This window comes from Nocardia sp. NBC_01499 (assembly GCF_045040275.1).
Lineage (GTDB): Bacteria > Actinomycetota > Actinomycetes > Mycobacteriales > Mycobacteriaceae > Nocardia.
This window is the reverse complement of the sequence record NZ_CP109426.1, coordinates 9446458-9470108: the sequence shown is the minus strand read 5'-3', so window position 1 is coordinate 9470108 and position 23651 is coordinate 9446458. Positions and strand designations below refer to the sequence as shown.

Here is a 23651-nt window from a genome sequence, read left to right as displayed (position 1 = left end):
AAAAACTCTGTAAGCCTCGCTTACCGAAAACGCGAGTTTAATCATCGAACGGGACATGACGGCGGCTTTTCTCGCGTTTTGCCGCCGCCATGTCCCGTTCGGTGCCTTATTCGTTGAGGAAGTTCAGCAACTCTGTGGCGACGAACTTGGGGTTTTCCTCTACGAGCCAGTGACCCGCGTTCGGCACGTCCACGGCGCGGACGATGTTGGTCATGCGCGGGGCCGCGGTGGCCCGGATCGAGTCGAGTTGGCCCTGGGCGGACATGAGCAGAGTCGGGACATTGGTCGGTGCCGCCGCCACGGTGTCGCGAACGTCCTTGTCGAGGGCACGGTAGAGCTCGAAGCCGCCCGACAGCACCTCGGGGCGACGATAGGTCCGGGCGTACTCGTCGATCTCGGCGTCGGTGAACGGGGACCGGTCCGAGGTGCCACCGAACGCCGTGCCGCCGAACGAAACCTGGGGATAGAACAGCGCCAGATACTCGCGGACATTGTCACCGACCACCGCCTCGGGAACCTTCCGTTGCGAGTGGAAGGCAATATGCCAGCTCAGCGAGCGATAGGTGGCCGCATCGATCGCGGGCCCTGGCAGCGGCAGATCGAGGTAGCCGAGCCGAGCGGTTTCGGCGGGGAACTGAGCGGCATACTCGAACGCCACCGCAGCACCGAAGTCATGCCCGACAACACGCGCGTCACGCAACCCGAGCCGATCAGCGATCAGCGCGTGCACATACCGCGCAAGCGTGGCTTTGTCATACCCCGTCGGCGACCCGGCACTGTCCCCAAGCCCAGGAAGATCCACCGCATAAACAGTGTGCCGCTCAGCAAGCGCAGGCATAACCGGCCACCACCCAAACCACGTCTGCGGCCAACCATGTATCAACACCACCGGCGTACCCCTCCCCCCGGTCACATAGTGCATTCGAACACCATCAACATCAGCAAACTCGTGCCGAAAGGTGCTCTTGAACTGCGGGTCACTCTGAGTAGCAACGGCATACCCGGGAACGTCCGCATCTGACGTGCCACAGGCCGCAGCACCAATTGTGAGTAGAGCGGTGAACATGACTGCCGCCAGCTCCCGCGCGAATCGGAGAGGGCGGCGCGACGTCGGCCGTGGTGCGGTAATCATAGTTTCCTGTCATAGAGACTGTCCGGAGTCAGTACGTGAATCAGAGGCGATGACGGCCGGAGTGCGATGACCGCGGGTTCCTTTCGTAGCCAGGGTTTTTGGACCCAACGCGCGAAACGGAAGGCGTCGCGAGACGACGGCGGCGGACGGCGGGTGCTTGTCGCGGAGGAGGTGCATAGTCAACGCTCGAAGTCGAACGGTGCGCGACGCACGGTCGCGATGCGGCGGCCGTGGGTTCCATTGGCGAGAAAGGTGTTTGGAGTCAGCGCGCGAATCGGACGGCGTCAGGCTACGACGGCGGTGATGTGGTGGACATGGGTTCCCTTCGCAGGGAAGGTTTTTGGAGTCAGCGGCCGGTCGTGCCGTCGATCAGTTCGCGGAGGATGTCGGCGTGACCTGCGTGGCGGCCGGTTTCCTCGATCATGTGGGTGAGGGCCCAGCGGATGCTGGGGGCGCGGGTTTGCGATCCTGGGCGAGGGATGGGTGCGGCGAGGTCGGGGCATCCGTCGAGGATCTTGTTCGCGCGCGCGACGGTCTCCTGGTAGCGGGCGAGGATATCGGCCACGCTGTCCGCTGGTGACGCCTGGAACGTTGCCTGCCAGTCGGTGACTTTGTCGCCGAGAAACGTTGCGCGTTCGACGAAAGTCAAGTGGTTGAGTAGGCCGAGCAGGTTTGTGCCCGACGGGACCGCGGCAGTTCGGACCTGTGGTTCGGGGGCGCCGTCTACCTTCGCGGCTATCGAGATCCGGAGGTAGTCGAGGAATCCGCGCAGGATCGCGGTCTCGCTGCTTCCGGTTCGGGGCGGCGGGGTGTCGCTACGGCGGAAGGTGGTGGGCATGGTGGTCTCCTTCGTCGGGAGGGGGTCAGGCGGTGCGGCGGATGAGCAGGACGTGATCGGTGACCTCGGCGGTGTGCCCGCCCGGGCCGGTCGCGATCCGGCGGGGTGCCTCCGCGCGCTCGACCGTCCAGGTCGTCGGGTCCAGGTCGATGCCCGCAGCGACCTCCTGTGGGCTCGGGTACCGAATGTCGGGGTCCTGGTTCCACGACCACGGCGCGGTCGAGCCGTGGTCGACGACCAGCAGCAGCCCGCCCGGTCGCAGCGTGAGCCCGGCCGCGCGCAGGACGGTTGCCCGGTCCAGGTCGAAAGAGGTGTGCAGGTAGTGGGCGCTGATCAGGTCGAATCGGCCCTGCGGGAAGGACTTGCCCAAGTCATGTCGCTCGGTGACGACCCGGTCCCCCAGACCGCTCGCGCGGGTAAGACCGGCGAGTCGCTCGACCGCAACGGCCGAGATGTCGACGGCGGTGACCCGCCACCCTCGGCGGGCAAGCCACAACGTGTCGCCGCCGTCGCCGCAGCCCAGGTCCAACACGTGGCCCGGCGGCAGGATTGAAACCGTTTCGGCGAGAAGATCATTCGGCCGCGGGTCGGTGGCGGACGGACGGCTCGCGTAGACGCCGTCCCAGAACGCGACCGCATCGGTGGTGCTCATCGGGGCTCCTTCTGTCGGGACTTCCCCAGTCTCGCCAGACGCACCACGATGTGGCACGAAAACTTGCGGTTCTGGCAAGATGGTCGCGTGGGCCACGAAACCGAAGACGTGCTCGACCTGGTGGGGCCGCGCCTGCGTGCGCTGCGGCGCGACCGCGGCATCACCCTCGCCGACCTCGCGGCGACGACCGGAGTTTCGGAGAGCACCCTGTCCCGACTGGAGAGCGGTCAGCGCCGGGCAACCCTGGAATTGCTGCTACCGCTGGCCCGTACCTACGACGTCCCGTTGGACGACCTCGTCGGCGCCCCACGCACCGGCGACCCCCGCATCCACCTGAAACCGATCAAGCGATTCGGGATGATCTTCATCCCGCTATCCAGGCGGCCGGGCGGCACGCAGTCGTTCAAGATGATCATCCCCGCGACGCCGACACCGCTCGATCCGACACCGCAGACACACGAGGGCTTCGAATGGCTCTATGTGCTCAACGGCCGCCTGCGCCTGGTGCTCGGCGAGCGCGACATGACGTTATCGCCCGGTGAGGCAGCCGAATTCGATACATCCTTGCCGCACTGGCTCGGCAGCGCCGACGGTGGTGTGGTCGAGCTTCTCATCCTGTTCGGCCTGCAAGGGGTGCGTTCGCACGTGCGCGCGAACCCGGCAGCTAAATCCTGAAACTGCTGATCGCGCACGGCCGCCCGATCGTTCAGTAGTGGCCACGAATGTCGTAATGAGCGAAATCCCAACCGCTTTCGATGCCGCGCTCACCGCCCACCGCGGCGCCGACAGTGCGGATCGCCGCGGCCGTGCAGTCGCCGAGCACCGCGGCGAGCCGGTCGGCGTGCCCCCTGATCCTCCGGATCGAGCAGCGGGACCGCGATATTGCCCGCGTAGATGAACAGAACGCGCGCTACGCCGCTGCGCCCCTGAGTCTTAGCCGAAACCTCGTCGCCGAGACCAACTTTGGACTGCGGCGGACGGGCGAAACTGCCTCGCTCCGGACCGAATGGAACCTGCACAGCTTGGCCCAGCCAATACCCCAATGATGCTGTCTGCCAACATGCTTCACACCGACTGCCAAGCAGCACTACCGAATGCCCGGCACCGCTGCAAGAGTGTCCACATGACAGAGCAGAACACCGATCGTCCACTGTGCCCCAAATGCGGCGCAGCGATGACCCCCATCATGTACGGCTACCCCTCCAGCATCTCATTCGACCGCGCCGAGCGCGGCGAGATCGTTTTGGGCGGCTGCGTCATCACCCCCGACTCGCCGGACTGGGCATGCAGGACATGTCGCACAGACTCGGACGACGACATAGACATCCCCAGCTTCATGCCCGAATAGCCTGTGCTGCTACGGGCTCAGGCCGTGCGCGCTCGCCGCACGGCACCGGCCACGTCGTCGCGTCCGTCGGCGGTCAACCCCGAGATCACGCCGTCGATGTCGGCGGCGGACCGATTCTGGCTGAGCTTGAACTTGGCCTCGACACGCGTGATCGCCAATTCGACCCCGACGATGGCACGCAATTGCCCCGCGATGAACCGTGGCGGCGCGTCGTCCACGGACCATGCTTGCGCCCGCCCGACCTCGTGACGTTCGGTCAGGTCGCGGACGAGCCGTTCGACCCAAACCGGATCGTCATGCACGGTGAGCCGCCCGTAGACGTGCGCGGTGACGTAGTTCCAGGTGGGCACCGCACGCCCGTGTTCGGCCTTGCTCGGATACCAGGCCGGCGAAACGTATGCGTCTGGACCGCGCACGATGACCAGTGCCTCGCCGATCACCGGCCGCCGCCACTGATCGTTGTTGCGGGCGAGGTGACCGCGCAACGTCCGCGCGCCGTGGTCGTAGACGAACGGCAGCATGGTGGCGACCATGCCGTCCGATGTCGCGGTGATCAGATCGGCGGCGCCGTGCTCGGTGAGCAGCTCGGATACGGCCTGCTCGTCGGCAGCGAAATGTTCGGGGACGTACATCCTTCCAGCATTGTCGGCCGGACCGGTCTTCCACCAGTGCCGATTCGACGGCAATTATCGGGCGAATTGGCCTGCCTGCACCACCGCTTCGACGGAAGCGTACGCCGCACCGCCGCAAGAACTTCAGTCGGACTGCGCGCCCTGATGCGTTCACGCACAATGGGTACGCGTAGTTGATCAACCCGACGGAATCAGCGGACGCGAGCTGGGGTCGACGGGACAATCGGTGGATGCCCGACGCGGGCATGCCGGTCGAGAGGGGACCCCATGCCGGACTCGCACAGTTCGCGATCATTCGCCGTCGGCGCTATGGCCGGTGTCAATCCCCCGCTGGGCGCCGCGCGTTTCGTGGTGCGGATGGCCCGACTCGGCCGACTGGATTCGGTGCTGGCGCCGGATCATTTGATCAGCGTGTTTCCGCGAGCCATCTGGGACAGCGACTTCACCCCGCAGGCGAAGGTGGTCAACAGCCCCGACGAGCAGTTCGATTACGCGCCGCTGCTTGCCCATCTGGCCGCCGGGGCGGGAAAGGTGCAGCTGGGGGTCGGCGTGACCGATCCGCACCGCAGGCATCCGGTGCTGCTGGCGCAGACGTTTCTCACGCTGGCGCATATGACAAAGGTGCCGCCCATCCTGGGACTCGGATCCGGCGAGACCGAGAACCTCGATCCGTACGGATTCACCTGGGACCGTCCGGTCAGCCGCCTCGAGGAGGCACTGCAGGTTATCCGCACGGCACTGACCGCACCGGAATCCATCGAATTCGCCGGAAAGTATTACCGAATCGACCGGGCGCCAATGGATTTGAAGGCACCGCCGGACCGGATGCCACAGATATGGCTCGGCGCGCACGGGCCACGCATGCTCGAACTGACCGGGCGGTACGCCGACGGCTGGTACCCATGGGAGTCGATGTCACCGGACGAGTACCAGCGACGACTGAAGCTGGTGCACACCTCCGCCCGCGCCGCCGGACGCGACCCCGAGGCGATCGTCCCCGCACAGATGATCTCGATGCTCACCGCGCGCACCCCCGCCGGTATCCGGCGACTGCTGCGCGCCCAAGCCGTCCGCTACCTCGGCTTGCTCGCACCGGACGCGGTATGGGCGCGCTGCGGTGTGAAACATCCTTTCGGAGAAGGCTTCCGCGGCCTGATCGATCTACTGCCGCACCAGCTGACCAAGACCGAGGTACAGGAGGCGATCGCCGAGGTCACCGACGAGGTACTGCACGAATGGCTCATGATCGGCACTCCCGCCGAGATCCTCACCCGCATCCGCGCCCTGTCCGACGCGGGCCTGCGCCACGCCATCGTCTTCCCGAGCGGCGCCCTCGTCTCCAACGCCGACGCGGCATTCGGTTACGGCGTCGTGCTGTGGTTAGCGGCGCGATTGCGCCGACAACCGACCTAACCGACCGAGATGCACTGCTGGACAAGTGATCACGGGGAACTGGTGGCGGGGGCTTCTCGCACGAAGCCGCCACCAGTTCCCCATGATCAACCGACCAATAGCGCGTCGTCAGGCGGTTGACGACTCATCGAGGCAGGGGTAGTCCGGCGGGTGACTGCCGGGATCGTCACCGTAGCGGTTTGTGGCGGCAGCGCTGACATGATGCGCACTGCCGCGTGGGCATTCCCTATGCGGCTGGTGACGTCATCGATACCGGAAGGCCCGACAGGGCAGCTGCTGAGGCGGCGATCTCCGCGATGGGCTTGTCGGCCAAGCCGTCCACGGTGACCATTGGCGACAGGAAAGTCCTCACGTTTCTTCTGGCAAGGAATCTCTGCCAGCTCGGAAGCTGCCGTAGGTACACCTGGTCTTCGTAGAGGATGAAGGCGATCACCTGCCGGGGGTCTCGCGATGTCGCGCGCAGCGGGACGACCCTGATCTCGCGGACAGATTCCCAGCCGACGCTCACCCCGCTTTTCGGCGTGTGCACGCCATCGGAGTCGAGCACAAGCTGCGCGTGCTTCGGCAGCGCCCAGGCCACAAGTATGTAGCCGACGTACGCGATGACCGGGACGGCCACGACCAGCACCACACCCGTCAGCCACGGACTGGCCACCAACACACTCACCGCGAGCAGCATAACGACCATGACCAGCCACGGAGCCGTCGCCCGCAGCAAGCCCGCGACCGTCACCCTGACCTCCAGCCTCTCGGACGACCCCGGCATGACCGGCTCCCGAACCGACCCCCGGCTGACGTTCAAGAGCCGGATCAGCGCGAGCTTGCGACGGCTCACGGCAACGGTCACCCCGAGGGTGCCCGCAATGATCACCAGCACGAGAACCGAGACCGGCGTGTCAGTCGCGGCCGCGAGATACCCCAGCAGCCCGCCCACGACCAGGCAGACGGGGATGCCGAGTACGTACAACCAGACCTTCGAGCGCTTCAACGCGTTCTCGGCATGAGCCGTCGCGATCCGATCGATCTCAGGATCGGTGGCGGGCTCACCGCGCATGAGCGCCTTCCGGATGGCCGGGTCTAGTTCGCGCCAGGTGTTCATATGCTCCCCCGTTCGAAGGGGCGTACTTTAACCGATCAAAATGACTGCTTTGTCGCGCTATCGCCGGGGGCGGCGGAATTTGCTCGCGGCGTGGATCATCCAGGGCGCGGCAAGCCCGGCCGCCAGCGCCGCAAGCGGGACGACGACGTGGCCCCACGTATCACGGATCGGGTGGTAGCGGGCGACGCCGTCCCGGATTTCGAGGTAGCCGAGCGGGCGTATATCAGCGCCACCGCCGACACCGCCGTCCGCACCGCCGAACGCGATGCCCGCGCGTGCGACGGGGATGACGGTGATGCCGTCGACCGTGACCGGCTCGCCGAAAACCGTTGATGCGCCTGGTTTCCCGCCGATCAGATCCATCATTGCCGCGGTCGAATCCGCTGGCTGGAAAACAGGATCCGGCAATGCCTGCATGGTCGAGAACCTCCAAAGCCGTCGAAATGTCTGAGCTAGAGGCTAACCACCTGCGAAGGGCAAAAAGCAACCCGGCAGGTGATCGCCCCGCCGGGTTGCCTTGAGTCGCAGACGTTTACATGACGAACCCGCCGTGCTGAGTCTGGACCTTTCCGCGCTGCTCAGGAGCAACCTTCGCGGCCGGGGTCCGGCTCGGCGGGTGATCGGAGAACGCGAAGCTCGCGAGCGAGTAGGCGATCGCCCCGGTGTTCACGGCCAACGCCTTGTCATCGATGTTCTTGATCGTGTCGCAGGCCGAGTGGTAGCAGGAGTCGTAAGCCTTGCCCGCCTGACCGCCGAACATCTTCTGTTCCTCGGGCGTCTTGATGCCCTCGGCACCGGTGAACAACCCGCCGACCGGAATCCCGACCGCCATGAACGGGCCGTAATCCGAGCGCCCGTCCAGCGCCGTGGGGACGTGCGGCAGGCGGAGCAAGTCGAAGTAGCTGGCCAGGTTCTTCTCGAGGTCGACCGAACCGGCCGGTCCCGCACTGCCGTCGTAGATCATGTACGAGAAGTTCGGCGAGGCGATCATGTCGTAGTTGGCGTAGACCGAGATCTTGGTGCGGTCCGCCTCGGGCAGGCTCGTCACGTAGTGGTCGGAGCCGAGCAGACCGAGTTCCTCACCACCCCACCAGGCGAACCGGACCTTGTTCTTCGTCGGTACCTTGGCCGCCTGCAGCGCGACCTCGAGCAGACCCGCACTGCCGGAACCATTGTCGTTGACGCCCGGACCCGCAAGCACGGAGTCGAGGTGCGACCCCGCCATCACGACCTTGTCCGCGTTGCCGCGCTTGGTCTCCGCGATGATGTTGCTGGTTGTGCGGGTCGTGCTCTCGGTGTCGGTCTTCAGATGTACGACCGTGTTCGCCGGGGAGGCCAGATCCTCGCCGACGGCGAAGCTCGCACCGACCACCGGCACGGTGATGCCGGGCCCGCCGAGGGTTCCGGTGAAGGTGTCGGTACGGCCGGGCTGACCCTCGTTGAAGATGATCACGCCTTTGGCCCCGGCCGTCTGCGCATTGCGTGCCTTGTCGGCGAAAGTGCAAGTGCCGCGCTGAATCAGGGCGATGTTGCCCGCGGTGAAGCCCGCGAAATCCTGCGCCTCACAGCCGGAGGTCGAACCCGGTGCCGCTGGCGGCGGCAGCACTAGATCGACGGCCTGGACCGTCCCCGTCACATCGCCGGAACCCGAATAGGTCAGGGTGGCGAAATCGCCGAACTGGCTGCTGTTCGGCTGGGTCGGCTTGTACGTCTTGGCATCGGGTGCGACCTGCGCCAACGCGGCCGTCGACTTCTCCTGGAAGAACGGGAAGTCGAACTTCTGCACCGTCACCTGGTAGCCCGCGCCGCGCAGCTTTCCGGCCACGTAGTCGCTGGACTTCTCGAAACCGGGGGTGCCCGAGGCGCGCGTGCCGCCGTTGGCGTCGGCGATCTTCTGGAACTCCTGCAAGTGCCGCTTGATGTTCGGCGCCTGGACGGACTCGGCCAGTTGTCGCTCCGGCGGCGCGCTCGGGTCGGCATGCGCGAACCCGGCCAAGGAGAGCGAGAGAACGAGGGGCACAGCGGCGGCCACGGCGATAACGCGACCGGCTCTGGCACGGCGGAAGATATGACGCATTTGAGCTCCTCCAAAGGGACGGAATAATCCCGATGATCGGAGATTAAGCTGCGGCGTCCCCTCGATGAAACCCCAGTTGAAGTGGGGAAACAGGTTGCGCGGGTGGGGAATCCGCAGTATGAGTACCCGACGAGACCCGCACTCTTTCCGGGGATCCGCACCGTTTATAGACGGCTAGAACTAGGTGCGGATCCCGTGAAAGAGTGCAGATCTACGGCGTAAACGACGAAACCCCCGGCGTGACAGCCGGGGGTTTCGTGTCGAATTATGGTCAGCCCTTGATCAATTCGGGGGCCGCGGTTTCGGACTCATCGGATTCATCGTGTGCGGCTGCCCGATTCGGGAGCAGCAACGCCATGACGATCACGATCAGCGACAAGACGGCGGACACCAGGAAGGCCAACCGCATGCCGTCGAGGTGCGCGGTGATCGCGTCGGTGCCGGCGGCGACGAGCGAATCGCCGCGCGCCGACATCACGGTCACCGCCAGCGCGGTACCGAACGCCGCGGCGACCTGCTGCAGGGTGCCGAGCATGGAGCTGCCGTGCGAGTACAGGTGCTGCGGGAGCGCGCCGAGGCCGAGCGTGAACACCGGGGTGAACGTCGCGGCCAACGACACCATCAGCAAGATGTGCAGACCGAGCAGCTGCCAGTACGGCATGGACATCGAGATCTGGGTGAACCCGCCCAGCGCCGCGGTGATCCCGATCGACCCGGGAACCACCAGCAGGCGCCCGCCGAACCGGTCGAACAGGCGCCCGATGGTCGGTCCGAGCAGACCCATCGCCAACCCGCCCGGCATCACGAGCAGGCCGGTCTCCAACGGGCTCAGCTCGCGCAGTTTCTGCAGATACAACGGCAGCAGGATCATCGACCCGAGCATCGCCATGAACGCGAAGGACATCAGCACCAGCGCCTTGGTGTAGGTGCCGGCCAGCAGCACCCGCAGATCCAGCAGCGGCGTCCCGGAGCGCTGCAGGCTCAGCTGACGGAACACGAACCCGGCGATGAGTGCCACACCCGCGGCGACGATCAGTGCCGGGCTGGTGAGGTTGGTGCTCTCGAATCGGCTGAGCCCGAACACCAGTCCGCCGAAGCCGAGCGCGGCGAGCACCACGCTTGCCCAGTCGATCGCGCCGGCTTGCGGCTCGCCGACGTTCTCCAGCTGGCGAAGGCCGAGCCAGGCGACGACACCGGTAATCGGCAGCACCAGCACGAAAAGCCAACGCCACGAACCGATCTGCAGCACCAACCCGGAAATCACCGGACCCATCGCCGGCGCCACCGAAATGGCGAGGGTGACATTGCCCATCACCCGGCCGCGGTCATGTTCGTGCACGACGGTCATCAGCGTGGTCATCAGCAGCGGCATCATCACCGCGGTGCCGCCCGCCTGGATGATCCGACCGAGCAGCAGCACCACGAAGGTCGGCGCGACGGCCGACAGCGCGGTACCGGCCAGGAAGATACCCATCGCCGTGGCGTATGCCCGCCTGGTCGAAACCCGTTGCAGGAACCAGCCGGTGGTCGGGATGATGGCCGCCATCGTGAGCATGAACGCGGTGGAGACCCACTGCGCCGCCCGCTCGGTGACCTGGAGGTCCTCCATCAGCCGCGGAATCGCGTTGATCATGATGGTCTCGTTCAGGATCACCACGAAGGTCGCGAGTACCAGCACCCGGATGACTGGCGGTGTCCGTCCTCCCGAGGTGGGAGCGGATAGTTCGGCGGACATCGGATACCTCCGGGTAGAGCGTTGGCAGGAAAACGTGTGGCCAACCAGGTTCGAGGTCCCGTCGCCACAATGATGGAGACGGAGTGGGTTGCTCGAACTCATCGGGCGCGCACCAGTAAACCGGGCGGGACCGACACAATTCATGGGGTTTTCCTGATTATCCGGCCACGATTGGTACCAATATCGCAGGTCAGAAGCGCTTTCTCGCAGACGTCAAGATCGAATCGTGACCCTGATCACCCATCTCGGAGGCACTTCTCGAGCAGTCAGGTCAGGGTGACCGCTAGCTCGTAGATGATGTCGGATTCGTCGGCATGGGCGGGGTCGCGCAGGAAGATCTGCCTCGGCCGCCAGTCGGATTCCTCGTTGTGGTCGAGCAGCCACTGATGCAGTGACTCGAATCCGAGGGCGGTCATCATGTCGGACTTGGGTATGCCGAGGTAGATCTCCCGCCCGGCCTGCTCGGTCCCGACGATCATCTCGGGGAACTGCTTGGCAACCGCGTCGATATCGGATTCGCTGATCGGACAGCAGAATTCGACCGGCGCGTCGTCGTCGGCGCCGAGTTCGCCGTGGTAGCGGAGGAAGGGCAGTCCGGCGATGCCCTCGGGCCGTGGCACGGCGGGCCCGCCGAACCGGGCGAACAGCGGGGTGGCGAATTCACCGATCTGATCGGCGGTGAGGTGGTCGGTCTGCCTCAACACCGTACGTGCCGGGATATCCCGGATCGAGACGTCGTACATGGCAACCTGCTTTCCGGTCAGTTGGGCAATGAGGAATCCGACCAACTCGCCCTTGGCGGCGAACGCACGCTGCTGCTCGTCCCAGTAGGCGCCCAACTCGCGCGCCCGCTGCTCGGGCGGCAGGTCCAGGACACTCCGGATCCGGGTCAGCGGCATGTCAAGCCGACGCAACCGCGCGATCTGCCGAGCCCGCGGCAACTGCGTCGACGAATACCAGCGGTAGCCGGTATCGGCGTCGACGTGTGCGGGCGGCAGCAGACCCGATTCCGCGTACAGCCGAAGAGCCTTCGGCGAAAGCCGAGCCAGCCGGGCGAACGTGCCGATCGAGAGCGACTCCACTGTCACCTCCTCATGACAAGGGAACTTCCCTCGGTGTCCAGCGTGCGGTCGGCCCCGAGGTGAAGGTCAAGCCCCGCGTTCGACCGCGCCATGATTCACCATTCGGCGAAGGATCCGTCCTTTCGATACCAGACCGGGTTGCGCCAACGATGCCCCTGTGCGGCGGCGCGGGCCACCGCTTTCTCGTCGATCTCGATGCCAAGGCCCGGCGCGTTCAACAGGTCGACGTAGCCGTCGCGGTAGGCGAAGACGGTGGGGTCTACGAGGTAGTCGAGTAGGTCGGATCCGGTGTTGTAGTGGATGCCGAGGCTTTGTTCCTGGATGAGGAGGTTGGGGGTGGCGAAGCCGACTTGCAGGCTGGCCGCCAGGGCGATCGGGCCGAGGGGGCAGTGCGGTGCGAGGGCGACGTCGCGGCTCTCGGCGAGGGCGGCGATCCGGCGGACCTCGGAGATGCCGCCCGCGTGCGAGAGGTCCGGTTGGACCACGGCGATGCCCTGGTCGAGGACGGTGCGGAAGTCCCAGCGGGAGTACAGTCGCTCGCCGGTCGCGATGGGAATGCTTGTCGCGCGGGTGATCTCGCCGATCCGGTCGCTGACCTCGGGCACCAACGGTTCTTCGACGAAGAAGGGCAGGTACGGCTCGAGCAGCGGCAGCACCCGGCGCGCCATCGCGACGGAGAGTCGGCCGTGGAAGTCGACGGCGATATCGAAGTCGTCGCCGGTGGCTTCGCGGACCGCGGCGACGCGGTCGACGATGTCGGTGGTGGCGCGTGGTGTGTCGATCGCCTCTAGTTCGGCTGATCCGTTCATCTTGATCGCGGTGAAGCCCTGCTGTTTTCGTTCGAGCGCGGCTTGTGCGACGTCGTCGGGCCGGTCACCGCCGATCCAGCTGTACACCCGGACCCGATCGCGCACGGCGCCGCCGAGCAGCTGCCAGACCGGGACGCCGAGCGCCTTGCCGGTAATATCCCAGAGGGCCTGGTCGATTCCGGCGACCGCGCTCGACAGGATCGGCCCGCCCCGATAGAAACCGCCCTTGGTGAGCACCTGCCAGTGCGCTTCGATGCTCATCGGATCTTTGCCGACCAGGTAGTCGGCCAGTTCGTTGATCGCGGCGGCGACGGTGTGCGCGCGGCCCTCGATGACCGGTTCGCCCCAGCCGGTGACGCCCTCGTCGGTATCGATGCGCAGGAAGCACCAGCGCGGCGCGACCAGGTAGGTGGTCAGTGCGGTGATCTTCACCGTGACTCCTTTCGTACGCTCCAGCCGCCGTCGACGACGAGGTTGGCGCCGGTGATGAACGAGGCGTCGTCGGAGGCGAGGAAGGCGACCGCGGCGGCGACCTCCTCCGGCGCACCTAATCGGTCCAGCGCCGTTGCCCGCGCGGACAGTCGTCTACCCTCCTCGTCGACGTCGTCCCAGACCGGGGTGAGGACCGGGCCGGGCAGGATGGCGTTGAATCGCACTCGGGCCGAGCCGTATTCGACGGCGAGCTGCCGGACCAGGGCGGTCAATCCGCCCTTCGCCGCGGCGTAGACCGGATAGCCGGGCAGCCCGAACTGCGCGTGCACGCTGGAGATGGCGACCACGTTGCCGGTGCGCGACCGCAGATCATCGATGAAGGTGCGCACACCGAGGAACAGCGGCGTCAGGTTGATCGCGAGCCCTTCGTCCCACTGCGGCCGGGTCAGCTCGTGCGCGGGGATGGTTGCCTGCATAGATGCGTTGCTGCACAAGGAATCCAGCGGACCGAACAGCTCGTTGACCCGGTCCCGCAGCTCGACCCATGACTCTTCGCGCGAGACATCGCATCGCACGAACTCGGCGCGATGACCTGCCGCGCGAATCTTCGCGGCGACCTCCTCGCCCGCGGGTTCGGCGATATCGGCGATGACGACCGAGGCTCCCTCGGCGGCGAGGCGATGCGCCGTCGCGGCGCCGATACCCGACGCCGCGCCGGTGACGACCGCGACTCGGTCTGCCAGACGACTCAATGCTCTTCCCTTCGTAGTCATCGCTGAATGTCTGTGCCGGTGAGCAAGTCGAGTTCGTGCCGGAACGGCAGACCGGTCCAGTCGCCCGGTACCGATACCGCGAACGCGCCGCAGGTCGCGGCCAGCTGCAAGCTGTGCCGAACGGAACCGTCGTCGAGGACGCCGGCAAGGTATCCGGCGACGAACGCGTCACCCGCTCCCACCGGATCGACCATGGTCACCGGCACCGCCGGTTGCCTGATCACCCTGCCGCCGTGCAGCGCGAGCGCCCCGTCGGCACCGAGCTTCAGTACCACCTGCGACGGACCAAGCGCGACAAGGGATTCGGCCATCGCCGCGTGACTCGCGGTTGGCACCAGTAGCGCCGCTTCCTCGGGCCCGGCGAAAACGATGTCCGACCGGGACACCAGTTTCGCCAGCTCCGCGGCGGCCGCCGATCGTGGCCACAACGCGCTGCGATAGTTGATGTCCAGCGATACCGTCACACCCGCGTCGACGGCCGCATCCAGCGCGGCGTGCACCGCGTCGCGTGCGGACGCGCTCAGTGCCGGAGTGATGCCGGTCAGGTGCAGGACACCAGCAGAAGCGATCTGTTCTTTGTCCACCTCAGCCACAGACAGCCGCGAACCAGCCAGACCCCGCCGGTAGTAAGTAACCCGAATCCGGTCCGCGGTACGGCGTTCCCGCACCATCAGTCCACTCGGCAGCTCCGGATCGATCCGGCAGCGGGATACATCGACGCGCTCGGCCCGCAGTCGATCCAGCACCATCGTGCCGACCGCATCATTACCAACGCTGCCCACCCAAGCGCTCTCGTACCCCAACCGCCTGACACCGATGGCGACGGTCGCCTCGGCACCCGCGAAATCCATCCGCATCGCCGCACCGGGAGCCAACGGCCCCGGTTCCACCGCCGCAACCACCCCAACAGCCTCACCGAGGGTTACCAGCTTGCCCCTCATAACAATCCGCTCCACCCTGCCGCCCGGTCACTCACGACTGCACCCCGCGCGCACGGGTCCACGCCGTGCCAACCTCATTCGCGCACGCGCACGCGCACTCACCACCGCACCCGCAGCACTCGGCTCCATCGCGCGAAACGCCACGCGCTCATGACTCACTCGCGGAAGCCGACTCACGACAGCTCCTCGAGCAGCACAGCCGCGCGCTCGCGCAGTGCGTCGAGATCGCCGCCGACGCAGGCGTCGCCGATGAGGGGGGACCCGATGCCGAGGGCAGTGGCACCGGCGTCCAGGTAGGCCTTGGCCTCGGTGAGTCGGACGCCCCCGGTGGGCACCAGTGGGATATCGGGCAGCGGAGCTCGAACGGCACGGAGATAGTCGGGACCGCCGACCGACGCGGGGAAGACCTTGATCATGGTGCTGCCCGCCACCCATGCGTGGTGAATTTCGGTGGGGGTGAAGGCTCCTGAGATCACCGGGACGCCTAGGCGGCGGCCTTCATCGATCACCTCGTCGCTGACGATCGGGGTGATCAGGTAGGCGGCACCGGCGTCGACCGCGCGGGTCGCGTCCTCGGCGGTGCGGACGGTACCGACGCCGATCGGGTAGGCGAATCCGGCACAGTCACCGAGCGCGTCCAGTGCACCGTCGCTGGTGAGCGTGAATTCGACTGCGGTGATGCCGGATTCGTGCAGTACGGCGGTCACCTCGGCGAACCGGGTTGCGGTCGGCGCCCGCAGGATCGCGATGACCGGCGTCTCCAACCGCAAGGGGCTATCGGCCATCGCTACGCACCAATCCCGCATCCGCGTACAGGGTTCCGGGCAGGCCGACGGCTCCCGGGACGCAAGCGAACAGGCACCCGGCATCGGGTTCGCACGCCACCTCCCCCTCCGCGGCGGTGGTGATCACCAGCACGTCCAGGTCCGGCCCGGCGAAGGCACAGCTGGAAACCTGCGCTGGTCCGACCTCGACGATCACGCGCCGCTGCCCGGCGGGGTCGAAGGCGTGCACCTGTCCCGCACCCCACACCGCCACCCACACCCAGCCTTTGGCATCGACGGTCAGCCCGTCTGGCTCGCCGTGTTCGAATCGCGCGAACGGCCGACCGCCGCTGAAAGTGCCGGTGGCGAGGTCGTATTCGAAGGCGTCGACCTGTTTGGTCGGACTGTCGGCGTAATAGAGGGTGGTTCCGTCCGGACTCCAGCCGAGTCCATTGGAGATACTGACTCCGTCGCGCAGCGTACTCAGCGCACCGTCGGGGTCGAGCCGGTAGAGGGCGGCGCGGCCCCGGACGCCGTCTTCGGACATCGTGCCCGCGAGCAGGCGGCCACGAGGATCGACCTTCGCGTCGTTGAGACGCCGCCGAATCCCGTCGTCCGGCAACGGTATTGCGGCGAGCCGGGTGACGGTGCGGTCGTCGATCCGATAGATGGCGTTTCCCGCGGTGACGAGCAGTCCACCGGACGCGCAGGGTACTACCGCGCTGATCGGCGGCTCCAAGCTGATCTTGGATCGGTGCGTGAGGTCGATCAGTCTTCGGTCGAGGGTCGCTCGGTGAATGTGTCCGCCGCGGATGTCCACCCACAGCAGCTCGTCGGTCCGGCTGTCCCACACCGGACTTTCACACAGCAGCCCCGGCGGCGGAGCGCACGGATGCGCGCGCAATGTGATCATGGTTCGCTCCTGAAAGTCGGTCGGCTACGCCGATTACGTCTGTCTACGGGAGATAGCTGATGCCCCGGCCGAATGGCTCGCCGCAGTGCGCGACTCGTGCCGAGGCACTAGGTCGGTAGCCCGACCGCCCGTTCACCACTACGTCGTTGCTGAATCACCACGGCGGCAACCAGCAGCGATCCCTGCGCGACGTTCTGCCAAAATGTATTGACCCCAACAACATTCAGCCCATTATCCAGGGCGCCGAGCAGTACCACCGCCAGCAGCGTGCCGCCGACCGTGCCCTTGCCGCCCTTGAGCGCGCACCCGCCGAGCGCCGCCGCGGTAATCGCCTTCAGCTCGAGACCCTCACTGCCCGATACCGGCTGCCCCGATCCGGTGCGCGCGGTCAGGATGATGCCCGCGAGCGCGGCAACCACACCGGCGAGCACGAACACCGCGATCAGGTACTTGTTGATGTTGATGCCGGAAAGCCTTGCGGCGGTGTCGTTGCCGCCGATGGCGTAGATATTGCGGCCGATATCGGTGTATTTCAGCAGCACATGCACGGCCACCGCGACGATCGCGAGGATGATCACCGGAACCGGCAGCCCGAGAATCTTGCCGCGCGCCAGGAAGATGAACAGGTCGTTGTCCAGCACGAATCCCTGGGCCTTGCCACCCGAAATCAATTGGGCCAGACCTTTATACGCGGCCAGGGTGGCCAGCGTCGCGATCACCGGGTTCACTCGTCCGTAGACAATGATCAACCCGTTCACCAGGCCGAGCACTACCCCGACGCCGACCGCGGCGAGGATGCCGAGCAAGGCGTTGCCCGAGGCCGCGGTGAACGCCATCGCGCTGATCACCGAGGCGACGCCAGCTTGCGAGCCGACCGAGATATCGAGCGCACCGCAGATGATCACCACGGTCTGCACGACGGCCAGCAACCCGAATACCGTGACCGCGTCGCCGATTCCGGCCAGATTCGCCGGATCGAGGTACCCGTCGTTGAGCGACCCGAAGATCGCGACGATGACCACGAGCGCCCCGATCAGACTGAGATTTCCGGTGCCGATCGCGTGCAGTAGTCGTCGCGGGGTGAGCGCGGCAGTATAGCGGGCCAGCGGGGCCGCCGGTGTAGCGGTCGACGCCACCGGCGGCAATTCGAGTTGTTGCTCGGTCATTGGTTTCCTCGAGATGTATGCGACGTAAGGTCTGCGGCCATGGCCAGCGCGAGAATGGCCTCCTCGCTGGCCGCGCTGCGATCCAATTCGCCGGTGACGCGTCCGTGCTGCATGACGACGATCCGGTCGGCAAGGCCGAGTACTTCGGGTAGTTCCGAGGAGATCACCAGCACCGCTACCCCGGCTTCGGCCAATTCCTCGATGATTCGGTAGATCTCGGCCTTCGCGCCCACGTCGACACCGCGGGTCGGCTCGTCCAGGATCAGCACCTTGGGTTTGCGGGCCAGCCAGCGGGCAAGCACCACCTTCTGCTGGTTGCCGCCGGAGAGTTTGCGCACCTCCTGTTCGATCGAGGGCGTGCGCACCCGCAGCGATTCGACATAGTGCTGGGCGAGGCGACGTTCCTCGCCCGCCTTGACGATTCGAAACCGCCGCAGGTGGTCGAGCATGGCCAGCGAGATGTTGTCGCGCACACCGCGATGCAGCAGCAGTGCTTGGGCTTTCCGCTCCTCCGGCGCGTAACCGATACCGGCCCGCACCGCGTCACGCGGCTGACGCAACCGCAGCTGCTTGCCGTCGACCCGCACCACGCCGGAGCGGATCGGCAGGTCACCGGCCAGCGCACCCGCCAATTCGGACCGGCCCGCACCGACCAGTCCGGCGAGTGCGACCACTTCACCGGCCCGCACCTGAAGACTCACCTCCCGCACGTCGTCGGTGGTGACCGCGTCGACGTCGAGCATGACCTGGCCCGGTGTGCTCGGCCCGCGGGCGAACAGCGTGGACAGGTCCCGGCCGACCATCATGCGGACGATCTCCTGATCGTCGGTCTCCTCGGTCGCCCGCACACCGACCAGCGCACCGTCGCGCAGTACCGCGACCCGATCGGCGAGCTGGAAGATCTCCCGCATCCGATGCGACACATAGATCACCGCCAGCCCGCGCGCACGTAACCGGCCGATCAGTGCGAACAGCGATTCGGTCTCGTGGTCGGACAGCGAGGAGGTCGGTTCGTCGAAGGCGATCACCTTGGCATCGGTGGTCAGCGCCCGCATGATCTCGACCAGCTGCCGTTGCGCGGCAGTCAGTTTCGACCCGACGGTGTCCGGGTCGAGGTCACGATCGAAGCCGAGCCTGGCCAGGTCGGTGCGCATCCGCTCGCGCAATGCCGCGCGGTCGAGCAGGCGCCCCGCCTTCCTCGGCAGCGCCCCGAGGTAGACGTTCTCGGCGACCGACACATGCGGGACGATCTCCGGCTCCTGGCCGATCACCCGGATCCCGGCCGCCCGCGCGTCGGCCGGGGTGGCCGGTTCGAGCACGACGCCGTCGAGCTCGAGCCGACCACTGTCGGGGCGGTGATCGCCACCGATAATCCGGATCAGGGTGGACTTGCCCGCGCCGTTCTCGCCCATCAGCGCGGTCACCGCGCCCGCCGGGAAGTCCAGGCTCACGTCGCGCAGGGCGGGCACCCCGGCGAAATTCTTGCTGAGGCCGGTGGCGCGCAGGCCGGTCAGCTGCATGTGACGCCCGCCTGCTGCCAGCTGGTGGAGTCGACCATCGTCGTCGGCGCGAAAGCCTCGGCGGGCATGGCCTTTCCGTTCTTCAGGTAGTCGTACATCGTCTGCACCGCGAGCGCGCCGACGTCCTTACCGTTGATGAACAGCGCCGCCTTGAACCCGGTCGGTTTGCCGCCGCGCCACTCCTTGCAGGCCAGGTAGGCGCCGAGCCCGACACCGAGCACATTGTCGGCGGCGTAACCGGAGTTCTGGATGGCGGCGACGCCGCCGCTGACGTTCTCGTCGTTGCAGCCCATGACAATCCAGTTCTTGACCGACCGGTTGCCCGCGACCGTCGCCGAGATCTTGTTCTGCGCGTCCGAAGGGGTGTTGTCGGTGCCGACGTCGATCACCTTGACGTCGACCCCGGCCGCCTCGCGGAAGGCCTTCTTATTGGCCTCGACGCGGTCGGTGCAGACCGTCACGTCCTGCTTCCAGGCGTCGACGATCGCGGTCTCCTCCGGCTTCCAGCCCGCCTTCTTGAAGTCCTCGCCCGCCCGGCGACCGACCTCGGTGCCCATCTGCGTTCCGCTGAAGCCGACGCGCGGAACCAGTTGATCCTTGGCGCATTTCGCCGGATCCGGGCCGGACGTGCAGACCTGGTCGTCGGAGGTCAGCAGTGCGACGCCACCGGTCTTGGTGAGCTGCGCGACCTGCGGACCGACCGACGGATCCGGCACAACGACGATCACGCCGCTCGCTTTCTGGTTGATCGCATTGTTCACCTCGGTGACCGCCTTGTTCGCGTCATTGCCCAGGTTGACGACCTTCAGATCGACGCCGAGTTCCTTGGCCCGCGCCTTGGCGCCCTCGGCCTCGCCGATGAAGTACTCCTGGTCGCCCTGTTTCTGGGCGTACACCAGGCTGACCGCGCCCGTCTGGTGCTGTGGGCCAGTGGCGGACGAGTCGGTCTCCTTGCCCGATGAGCAGGCGGTCGCGGCCAGCGCCAGCGATACCCCGCACAGAACGGCACTGGTCCAACGTCGTCGATGGGTCCAGGACATGGGCACTCCTCGGTGATCTGACGCATACTCGCGTCGTAACGTGATGACGGTTACAGTAAGACTTCCGATAACTGTTGTAAATACTGTTGGTCGAAGTCGTTGGGTATGTTTGCGACCACCAGCGGACGAGGAGGCCCGACCCGTGTATCAGCTGACCGCGCGCGACATTCGACGCCGCAACAGGTTCGGCGTACTACAGGCGGTATATGCCGCCATCGGCCATATCAGCCGACAAGAGATCGCCAGGGCGACCGGCCTGTCGTTCGCCACGGTCGGCAACATGATCTCCGAACTGCTCGACGTTGGGGTGCTCATCGAACTCGGTTACGACGCGCCCGGCATCGGCCGACCGCGCGCCCAGCTCGCGATCAATCCCGAGCGCGGCATGCTGATCGGCGTCGATATCGCCGAAACCACCATCCACTTCGACCTTTTCGACCTGGCCATGACGGTGCAGCGATCGGTCGAGATCCCGGTCGATCCGGCGGCCACCGCGCCCGACGACGTCGTCACGCTCATCACCCGCGGCATCGGCGAGCTGACCGCCGGTGATGCGGAGAAGGTGCTCGGCGTCGGACTGAGCGTGCCGGGACTCGTCGAACCCATCGGCGGCGTCTCGGTGTTCTCGCCGTACTGGCATTGGCATGATGTGCCGCTCTCGCAACTGCTCGAACAGCATCTCCCCTACCCGCTCTACCTGGACAATCCGCTCAAAGCCAGTACCGCGGCGCATCTTTGGTTCGGCGCGGGCCGTGACGTGGACGATCTGATCGTCGTCACGCTGCGCGCGGGTGTCGGCATCGGCGTGGTCGTCGAGGGGATGCTCTATCGCGGTGTCACCAACAGCGCGGGCGAATGGGGGCACACCAATCTGGTGCTCGATGGACGCGAATGCCGTTGTGGGCGAATGGGTTGCGTCGAGGCCTACGTCAGCGCGCCCGGCATCGTGCGAACCCTGCGCGAGCTCGCGCCGTCGAGCCCGCTGCTCGACTCCGACGATGCCGTCACCATCGCGGCCATCGCCGAGGCCGCCGGTCGTGGCGACACCGTCGCACTGGAGGTCATCGACAAGACCGGCCACTACCTCGGCGTCACCGTGGCCAACCTGGTGAACCTGTTCAACCCGAGAACCATCGTCTTCGGCGACCTGGTCGCGGACCATCTCGGCGCCCCACTGCTGGACGTGACCCGCCGCGTAGCCGCCCACCACGCCATGACCGACCCCTTCGACGCAGTGACACTGCAACTTTCGACACTGCCACACAACCCGGCCAGCCTCGGCGCCGCCACCTTCGCCCTGGAAGGTTTCCTAGCCGACCGCGAAACATTCGGCTCGATCGCCGCCCGCCGCGCCCAACGAACCTCCACCCCCTGACCTTCATCCCTAGACTCACGCAGATGACGTACGAACCCGCCGTGTGGGCCGCCGTGGCCATGGGGGCCGTGATGGCGTATCGGCTGCGCTGGTGGAATGACATCCCCGAATCACGGCTGTTCACACTGGCGTTCGGTGCACTCAGTGCCGCTTACATCCTGGCCGTGCAGCCGGTCGTCGAAGGACTCAATCGCCTCTCGATCAATGTCACCGGAAGCGCGATCGCCCTGCTCGCCTCCGTCCTGTTGGCCACGATCTCCTTCAGCGCTTTCGCCGCCGTCGCGCTCGAAATCCTCACCGGCTCTCGGCATCCTGGCCGTTACGTCGGCATGGCATGGGCCGTGGCGGCGGCGATATTCGTCATATGCTGGATCGCCGGCGACGCTCGGTACTCGAAGGCGTTGAATTCGTTTACTGCGGTGGATGCGCCCGCGAAGGTTTTCGCCATTACCTATGTGACCCTCGCGATCGCGACAAGCCTGACCAGCGTGGCCGCCACCTGGCGGGTGCTTCAGCGAAAAGGCCTGCGCCCCAGGCTTCGTCGCGCCACCGTCGGGCTGTTCGTGACGGCCATCTGCTTGCTCGGGCTGGCCATCTCCCTGTTGCTCAACACGCTGATACTGGACCTGCCGTCGGACAGCGCCCAGATCATCGAGCAGATCTGGTGGCCGCCGATCACCATTGCTCTCGCGATCGCCGGGCTGTGATCGAAGCGAGGCCGTCGGATGCGACGCACCGCCCGCCGATGCCGTCAGCGGCCGTCAAGCGGTGGCGATGGCTTCGATCAGCTCAACGCTGAACAGGGTTGACCCGGCAACGGGTTACGCGTCGATGGTGTCTTCGACCGCGCGGCGCGGGGTAGACGGTAGTGGGGCGGAATCGGTTGGTACCCAGCCGATTCGGATCATGGTCTGGGGGAAGGCGCAGTCGTAGAGGACAGCGGATCGGATGTCGTCGCGCAGTTCGGGGAGGCCGAGCGGCTCGGTTTGCAGGCAGCTGGACAGGCCGAGGCGGGTGGCTTCCAGTAGCAGTGCGCTGGTGGTCTCGCCCGCGCGCAGTTGCGAGCGCCTGTCGTCGTGCGGGGTGCAGATCACCAGCCATTCCGCGGCGTCGGGGTCCGCGTGGCGGTCGATCAGGTCGGCGTCGGCGAACACTCGAGCGGGGATCTGATCAGACAAACGCGGGTGCGGAACATTGAACCCTGGCACGCCGTCCACCGTCCGGTGCCCACCGCTCCACGCGGCGAGTTCGAGCTGATAGCCGGGGTCGGCCGCGTGCCGGACCACGGCATCCTGAAACGGCCGCACCAGGCGGAGGCGAAGCGCGTCCGGGACATGGCGCACCACGGCGCCGAACTTCGCCGCATTGCTCGAGATCGTCTTGAGGTACCCGGCCGGAATCTCCAACGAGCGATAACCACGGCGATCGCTGTGCCGTTGCAGCAACGCGGCGCCGAGTTCGATATCGGCCTGGGTCGGCTGATGCGGCGTCAGCTCGATGGTCGCGAGATGGTCGGGTTCGGCAGGGTCGGGCAGCTGCGTCACGTCGGCGGACCAGCCGAGGACAGCGAGCGCGACCCGCAGATGATGCAGCGCCGCACCGCAACTCACGATCAGCTTGCCCTGCTGTGGATCGCTCGAAACGAGGTGCCGTTGCTGGTCGGCCCACAGCTCGATCCCATGATCGCGGATCCGCCAGCGCCACGGCTGGGTGTTGTGGATCGACGGCGCGCGCGAGGCCATCTCCAGCGCGATCTTGACCGTGTCCATGGTCGGCGACGGCGGTGCCATGACCTCGGGTCCATCCTTCCAATCGGCAGTGTTCGATGGCGCATCACCATGGTTGAGCTGGCCGTTCGTGATCGACGCCGATTCCAGTCTCACCACAGGGCAGCTGTCTGTCATCGAGTC

General features: G+C 66.3%; 23 protein-coding genes. 5 read left to right on the top strand and 18 right to left on the bottom strand.

Annotated elements, in window-relative coordinates:
• Positions 1 to 106 precede the first annotated feature (106 nt).
• The 3 genes from OG203_RS43050 to OG203_RS43040 all read right to left on the bottom strand — a co-directional run bounded on the left by OG203_RS43050 (position 107) and on the right by OG203_RS43040 (position 2622).
• Positions 107 to 922 carry an alpha/beta fold hydrolase gene (locus tag OG203_RS43050; RefSeq protein ID WP_405162947.1) on the bottom strand — a complete coding sequence of 272 codons (816 nt, stop codon included), beginning with the start codon at positions 920 to 922 and terminating at the stop codon, positions 107 to 109.
• 556 nt (positions 923 to 1478) lie between these two features.
• Positions 1479 to 1970: a DinB family protein gene (locus OG203_RS43045; protein WP_405162946.1), complete on the bottom strand. Its 492-nt coding sequence runs from the start codon at positions 1968 to 1970 to the stop codon at positions 1479 to 1481.
• Positions 1971 to 1995: 25 nt separating this feature from the next.
• Positions 1996 to 2622 carry an SAM-dependent methyltransferase gene (locus OG203_RS43040; protein WP_405162945.1) on the bottom strand — a complete coding sequence of 209 codons (627 nt, stop codon included), beginning with the start codon at positions 2620 to 2622 and terminating at the stop codon, positions 1996 to 1998.
• A 48-nt stretch (positions 2623 to 2670) separates the two neighbouring features.
• On the opposite strand from OG203_RS43040, the gene OG203_RS43035 reads away from it, so the two are divergent.
• A complete protein-coding gene (locus OG203_RS43035) occupies positions 2671 to 3297 on the top strand; it encodes a helix-turn-helix domain-containing protein (RefSeq protein WP_405162944.1) in 627 nt (208 codons plus the stop codon).
• 448 nt (positions 3298 to 3745) lie between these two features.
• Positions 3746 to 3970 (top strand): hypothetical protein, encoded by a 225-nt coding sequence (locus OG203_RS43030; protein WP_405162943.1) that lies wholly within the window; start codon positions 3746 to 3748, stop codon positions 3968 to 3970.
• A gap of 17 nt (positions 3971 to 3987) precedes the next feature.
• Here OG203_RS43030 and OG203_RS43025 read toward each other — a convergent pair whose 3' ends face one another.
• Positions 3988 to 4602: an FMN-binding negative transcriptional regulator gene (locus tag OG203_RS43025; protein ID WP_405162942.1), complete on the bottom strand. Its 615-nt coding sequence runs from the start codon at positions 4600 to 4602 to the stop codon at positions 3988 to 3990.
• 267 nt (positions 4603 to 4869) lie between these two features.
• Between OG203_RS43025 and OG203_RS43020 the strand changes: the two genes are divergently transcribed.
• A complete protein-coding gene (locus OG203_RS43020; protein ID WP_405162941.1) occupies positions 4870 to 6015 on the top strand; it encodes an LLM class flavin-dependent oxidoreductase in 1146 nt (381 codons plus the stop codon).
• Between the two features lie 226 nt (positions 6016 to 6241).
• Here OG203_RS43020 and OG203_RS43015 read toward each other — a convergent pair whose 3' ends face one another.
• The 13 genes from OG203_RS43015 to OG203_RS42955 form a co-directional block, all read right to left on the bottom strand.
• The gene (locus OG203_RS43015) at positions 6242 to 7114 is read right to left on the bottom strand and encodes a hypothetical protein (protein ID WP_405162940.1); all 873 of its coding nucleotides are present in this window, start codon (positions 7112 to 7114) and stop codon (positions 6242 to 6244) included.
• A 57-nt stretch (positions 7115 to 7171) separates the two neighbouring features.
• Positions 7172 to 7531, bottom strand: a complete 360-nt coding sequence (locus tag OG203_RS43010) for a hypothetical protein (protein ID WP_405162939.1) — start codon at positions 7529 to 7531, stop codon at positions 7172 to 7174.
• A gap of 115 nt (positions 7532 to 7646) precedes the next feature.
• Positions 7647 to 9191: a M28 family metallopeptidase gene (locus tag OG203_RS43005; RefSeq protein WP_405162938.1), complete on the bottom strand. Its 1545-nt coding sequence runs from the start codon at positions 9189 to 9191 to the stop codon at positions 7647 to 7649.
• 271 nt (positions 9192 to 9462) lie between these two features.
• Positions 9463 to 10926 (bottom strand): MDR family MFS transporter, encoded by a 1464-nt coding sequence (locus tag OG203_RS43000; protein ID WP_405162937.1) that lies wholly within the window; start codon positions 10924 to 10926, stop codon positions 9463 to 9465.
• Between the two features lie 266 nt (positions 10927 to 11192).
• Entirely contained in the window at positions 11193 to 12008 is an 816-nt protein-coding gene (locus OG203_RS42995) for a MerR family transcriptional regulator (RefSeq protein ID WP_405162936.1), read from the bottom strand.
• Positions 12009 to 12103: 95 nt separating this feature from the next.
• The gene (gene dgoD / locus OG203_RS42990) at positions 12104 to 13249 is read right to left on the bottom strand and encodes a galactonate dehydratase (protein ID WP_405162935.1); all 1146 of its coding nucleotides are present in this window, start codon (positions 13247 to 13249) and stop codon (positions 12104 to 12106) included.
• Positions 13246 to 14001 carry an SDR family NAD(P)-dependent oxidoreductase gene (locus tag OG203_RS42985; protein WP_405162934.1) on the bottom strand — a complete coding sequence of 252 codons (756 nt, stop codon included), beginning with the start codon at positions 13999 to 14001 and terminating at the stop codon, positions 13246 to 13248. The genes dgoD and OG203_RS42985 overlap by 4 nt, the downstream gene beginning before the upstream one ends.
• A 17-nt stretch (positions 14002 to 14018) precedes the next feature.
• The gene (locus tag OG203_RS42980; RefSeq protein WP_405162933.1) at positions 14019 to 14963 is read right to left on the bottom strand and encodes a sugar kinase; all 945 of its coding nucleotides are present in this window, start codon (positions 14961 to 14963) and stop codon (positions 14019 to 14021) included.
• Positions 14964 to 15136: 173 nt separating this feature from the next.
• Positions 15137 to 15748, bottom strand: coding sequence for a bifunctional 4-hydroxy-2-oxoglutarate aldolase/2-dehydro-3-deoxy-phosphogluconate aldolase (locus OG203_RS42975; protein WP_405162932.1), 612 nt, complete (start codon positions 15746 to 15748; stop codon positions 15137 to 15139).
• Positions 15738 to 16640 (bottom strand): SMP-30/gluconolactonase/LRE family protein, encoded by a 903-nt coding sequence (locus tag OG203_RS42970; protein ID WP_405162931.1) that lies wholly within the window; start codon positions 16638 to 16640, stop codon positions 15738 to 15740. The genes OG203_RS42975 and OG203_RS42970 overlap by 11 nt, the downstream gene beginning before the upstream one ends.
• Before the next feature lie 107 nt (positions 16641 to 16747).
• Entirely contained in the window at positions 16748 to 17806 is a 1059-nt protein-coding gene (locus OG203_RS42965) for an ABC transporter permease (RefSeq protein WP_405162930.1), read from the bottom strand.
• Positions 17803 to 19326 (bottom strand): sugar ABC transporter ATP-binding protein, encoded by a 1524-nt coding sequence (locus OG203_RS42960; RefSeq protein WP_405162929.1) that lies wholly within the window; start codon positions 19324 to 19326, stop codon positions 17803 to 17805. Before OG203_RS42960 ends, OG203_RS42965 begins: the two co-directional genes overlap by 4 nt.
• Positions 19317 to 20366, bottom strand: coding sequence for a substrate-binding domain-containing protein (locus tag OG203_RS42955; protein ID WP_405162928.1), 1050 nt, complete (start codon positions 20364 to 20366; stop codon positions 19317 to 19319). Before OG203_RS42955 ends, OG203_RS42960 begins: the two co-directional genes overlap by 10 nt.
• Positions 20367 to 20508: 142 nt before the next feature.
• On the opposite strand from OG203_RS42955, the gene OG203_RS42950 reads away from it, so the two are divergent.
• Positions 20509 to 21741, top strand: coding sequence for an ROK family protein (locus tag OG203_RS42950; protein WP_405162927.1), 1233 nt, complete (start codon positions 20509 to 20511; stop codon positions 21739 to 21741).
• A gap of 23 nt (positions 21742 to 21764) precedes the next feature.
• Positions 21765 to 22448, top strand: coding sequence for a hypothetical protein (locus OG203_RS42945; protein WP_405162926.1), 684 nt, complete (start codon positions 21765 to 21767; stop codon positions 22446 to 22448).
• Positions 22449 to 22562: 114 nt separating this feature from the next.
• Here the strand turns inward: OG203_RS42945 and OG203_RS42940 are convergent, their stop codons facing one another.
• A complete protein-coding gene (locus tag OG203_RS42940; protein WP_405162925.1) occupies positions 22563 to 23531 on the bottom strand; it encodes an Acg family FMN-binding oxidoreductase in 969 nt (322 codons plus the stop codon).
• Positions 23532 to 23651: the final 120 nt, after the last annotated feature.

Excerpts from the sequence above, each read along its gene's own strand:
- OG203_RS43045 (WP_405162946.1), bottom strand. The coding sequence starts at position 1,970 with ATGCCCACCACCTTCCGCCGTAGCGACACCCCGCCGCCCCGAACCGGA.
- OG203_RS42945 (WP_405162926.1), top strand. The coding sequence starts at position 21,765 with ATGACGTACGAACCCGCCGTGTGGGCCGCCGTGGCCATGGGGGCCGTG.
- OG203_RS43050 (WP_405162947.1), bottom strand. The coding sequence starts at position 922 with ATGCACTATGTGACCGGGGGGAGGGGTACGCCGGTGGTGTTGATACAT.
- OG203_RS42975 (WP_405162932.1), bottom strand. The coding sequence starts at position 15,748 with ATGGCCGATAGCCCCTTGCGGTTGGAGACGCCGGTCATCGCGATCCTG.
- OG203_RS43020 (WP_405162941.1), top strand. The coding sequence starts at position 4,870 with ATGCCGGACTCGCACAGTTCGCGATCATTCGCCGTCGGCGCTATGGCC.
- OG203_RS42970 (WP_405162931.1), bottom strand. The coding sequence starts at position 16,640 with ATGATCACATTGCGCGCGCATCCGTGCGCTCCGCCGCCGGGGCTGCTG.
- OG203_RS43035 (WP_405162944.1), top strand. The coding sequence starts at position 2,671 with ATGTGGCACGAAAACTTGCGGTTCTGGCAAGATGGTCGCGTGGGCCAC.
- OG203_RS43010 (WP_405162939.1), bottom strand. The coding sequence starts at position 7,531 with ATGCAGGCATTGCCGGATCCTGTTTTCCAGCCAGCGGATTCGACCGCG.
- OG203_RS42940 (WP_405162925.1), bottom strand. The coding sequence starts at position 23,531 with ATGGCACCGCCGTCGCCGACCATGGACACGGTCAAGATCGCGCTGGAG.
- OG203_RS43000 (WP_405162937.1), bottom strand. The coding sequence starts at position 10,926 with ATGTCCGCCGAACTATCCGCTCCCACCTCGGGAGGACGGACACCGCCA.
- OG203_RS42965 (WP_405162930.1), bottom strand. The coding sequence starts at position 17,806 with ATGACCGAGCAACAACTCGAATTGCCGCCGGTGGCGTCGACCGCTACA.
- OG203_RS42980 (WP_405162933.1), bottom strand. The coding sequence starts at position 14,963 with ATGAGGGGCAAGCTGGTAACCCTCGGTGAGGCTGTTGGGGTGGTTGCG.
- OG203_RS43030 (WP_405162943.1), top strand. The coding sequence starts at position 3,746 with ATGACAGAGCAGAACACCGATCGTCCACTGTGCCCCAAATGCGGCGCA.
- OG203_RS43025 (WP_405162942.1), bottom strand. The coding sequence starts at position 4,602 with ATGTACGTCCCCGAACATTTCGCTGCCGACGAGCAGGCCGTATCCGAG.
- OG203_RS43005 (WP_405162938.1), bottom strand. The coding sequence starts at position 9,191 with ATGCGTCATATCTTCCGCCGTGCCAGAGCCGGTCGCGTTATCGCCGTG.
- OG203_RS42960 (WP_405162929.1), bottom strand. The coding sequence starts at position 19,326 with ATGCAGCTGACCGGCCTGCGCGCCACCGGCCTCAGCAAGAATTTCGCC.
- OG203_RS43015 (WP_405162940.1), bottom strand. The coding sequence starts at position 7,114 with ATGAACACCTGGCGCGAACTAGACCCGGCCATCCGGAAGGCGCTCATG.
- OG203_RS42955 (WP_405162928.1), bottom strand. The coding sequence starts at position 20,366 with ATGTCCTGGACCCATCGACGACGTTGGACCAGTGCCGTTCTGTGCGGG.
- OG203_RS43040 (WP_405162945.1), bottom strand. The coding sequence starts at position 2,622 with ATGAGCACCACCGATGCGGTCGCGTTCTGGGACGGCGTCTACGCGAGC.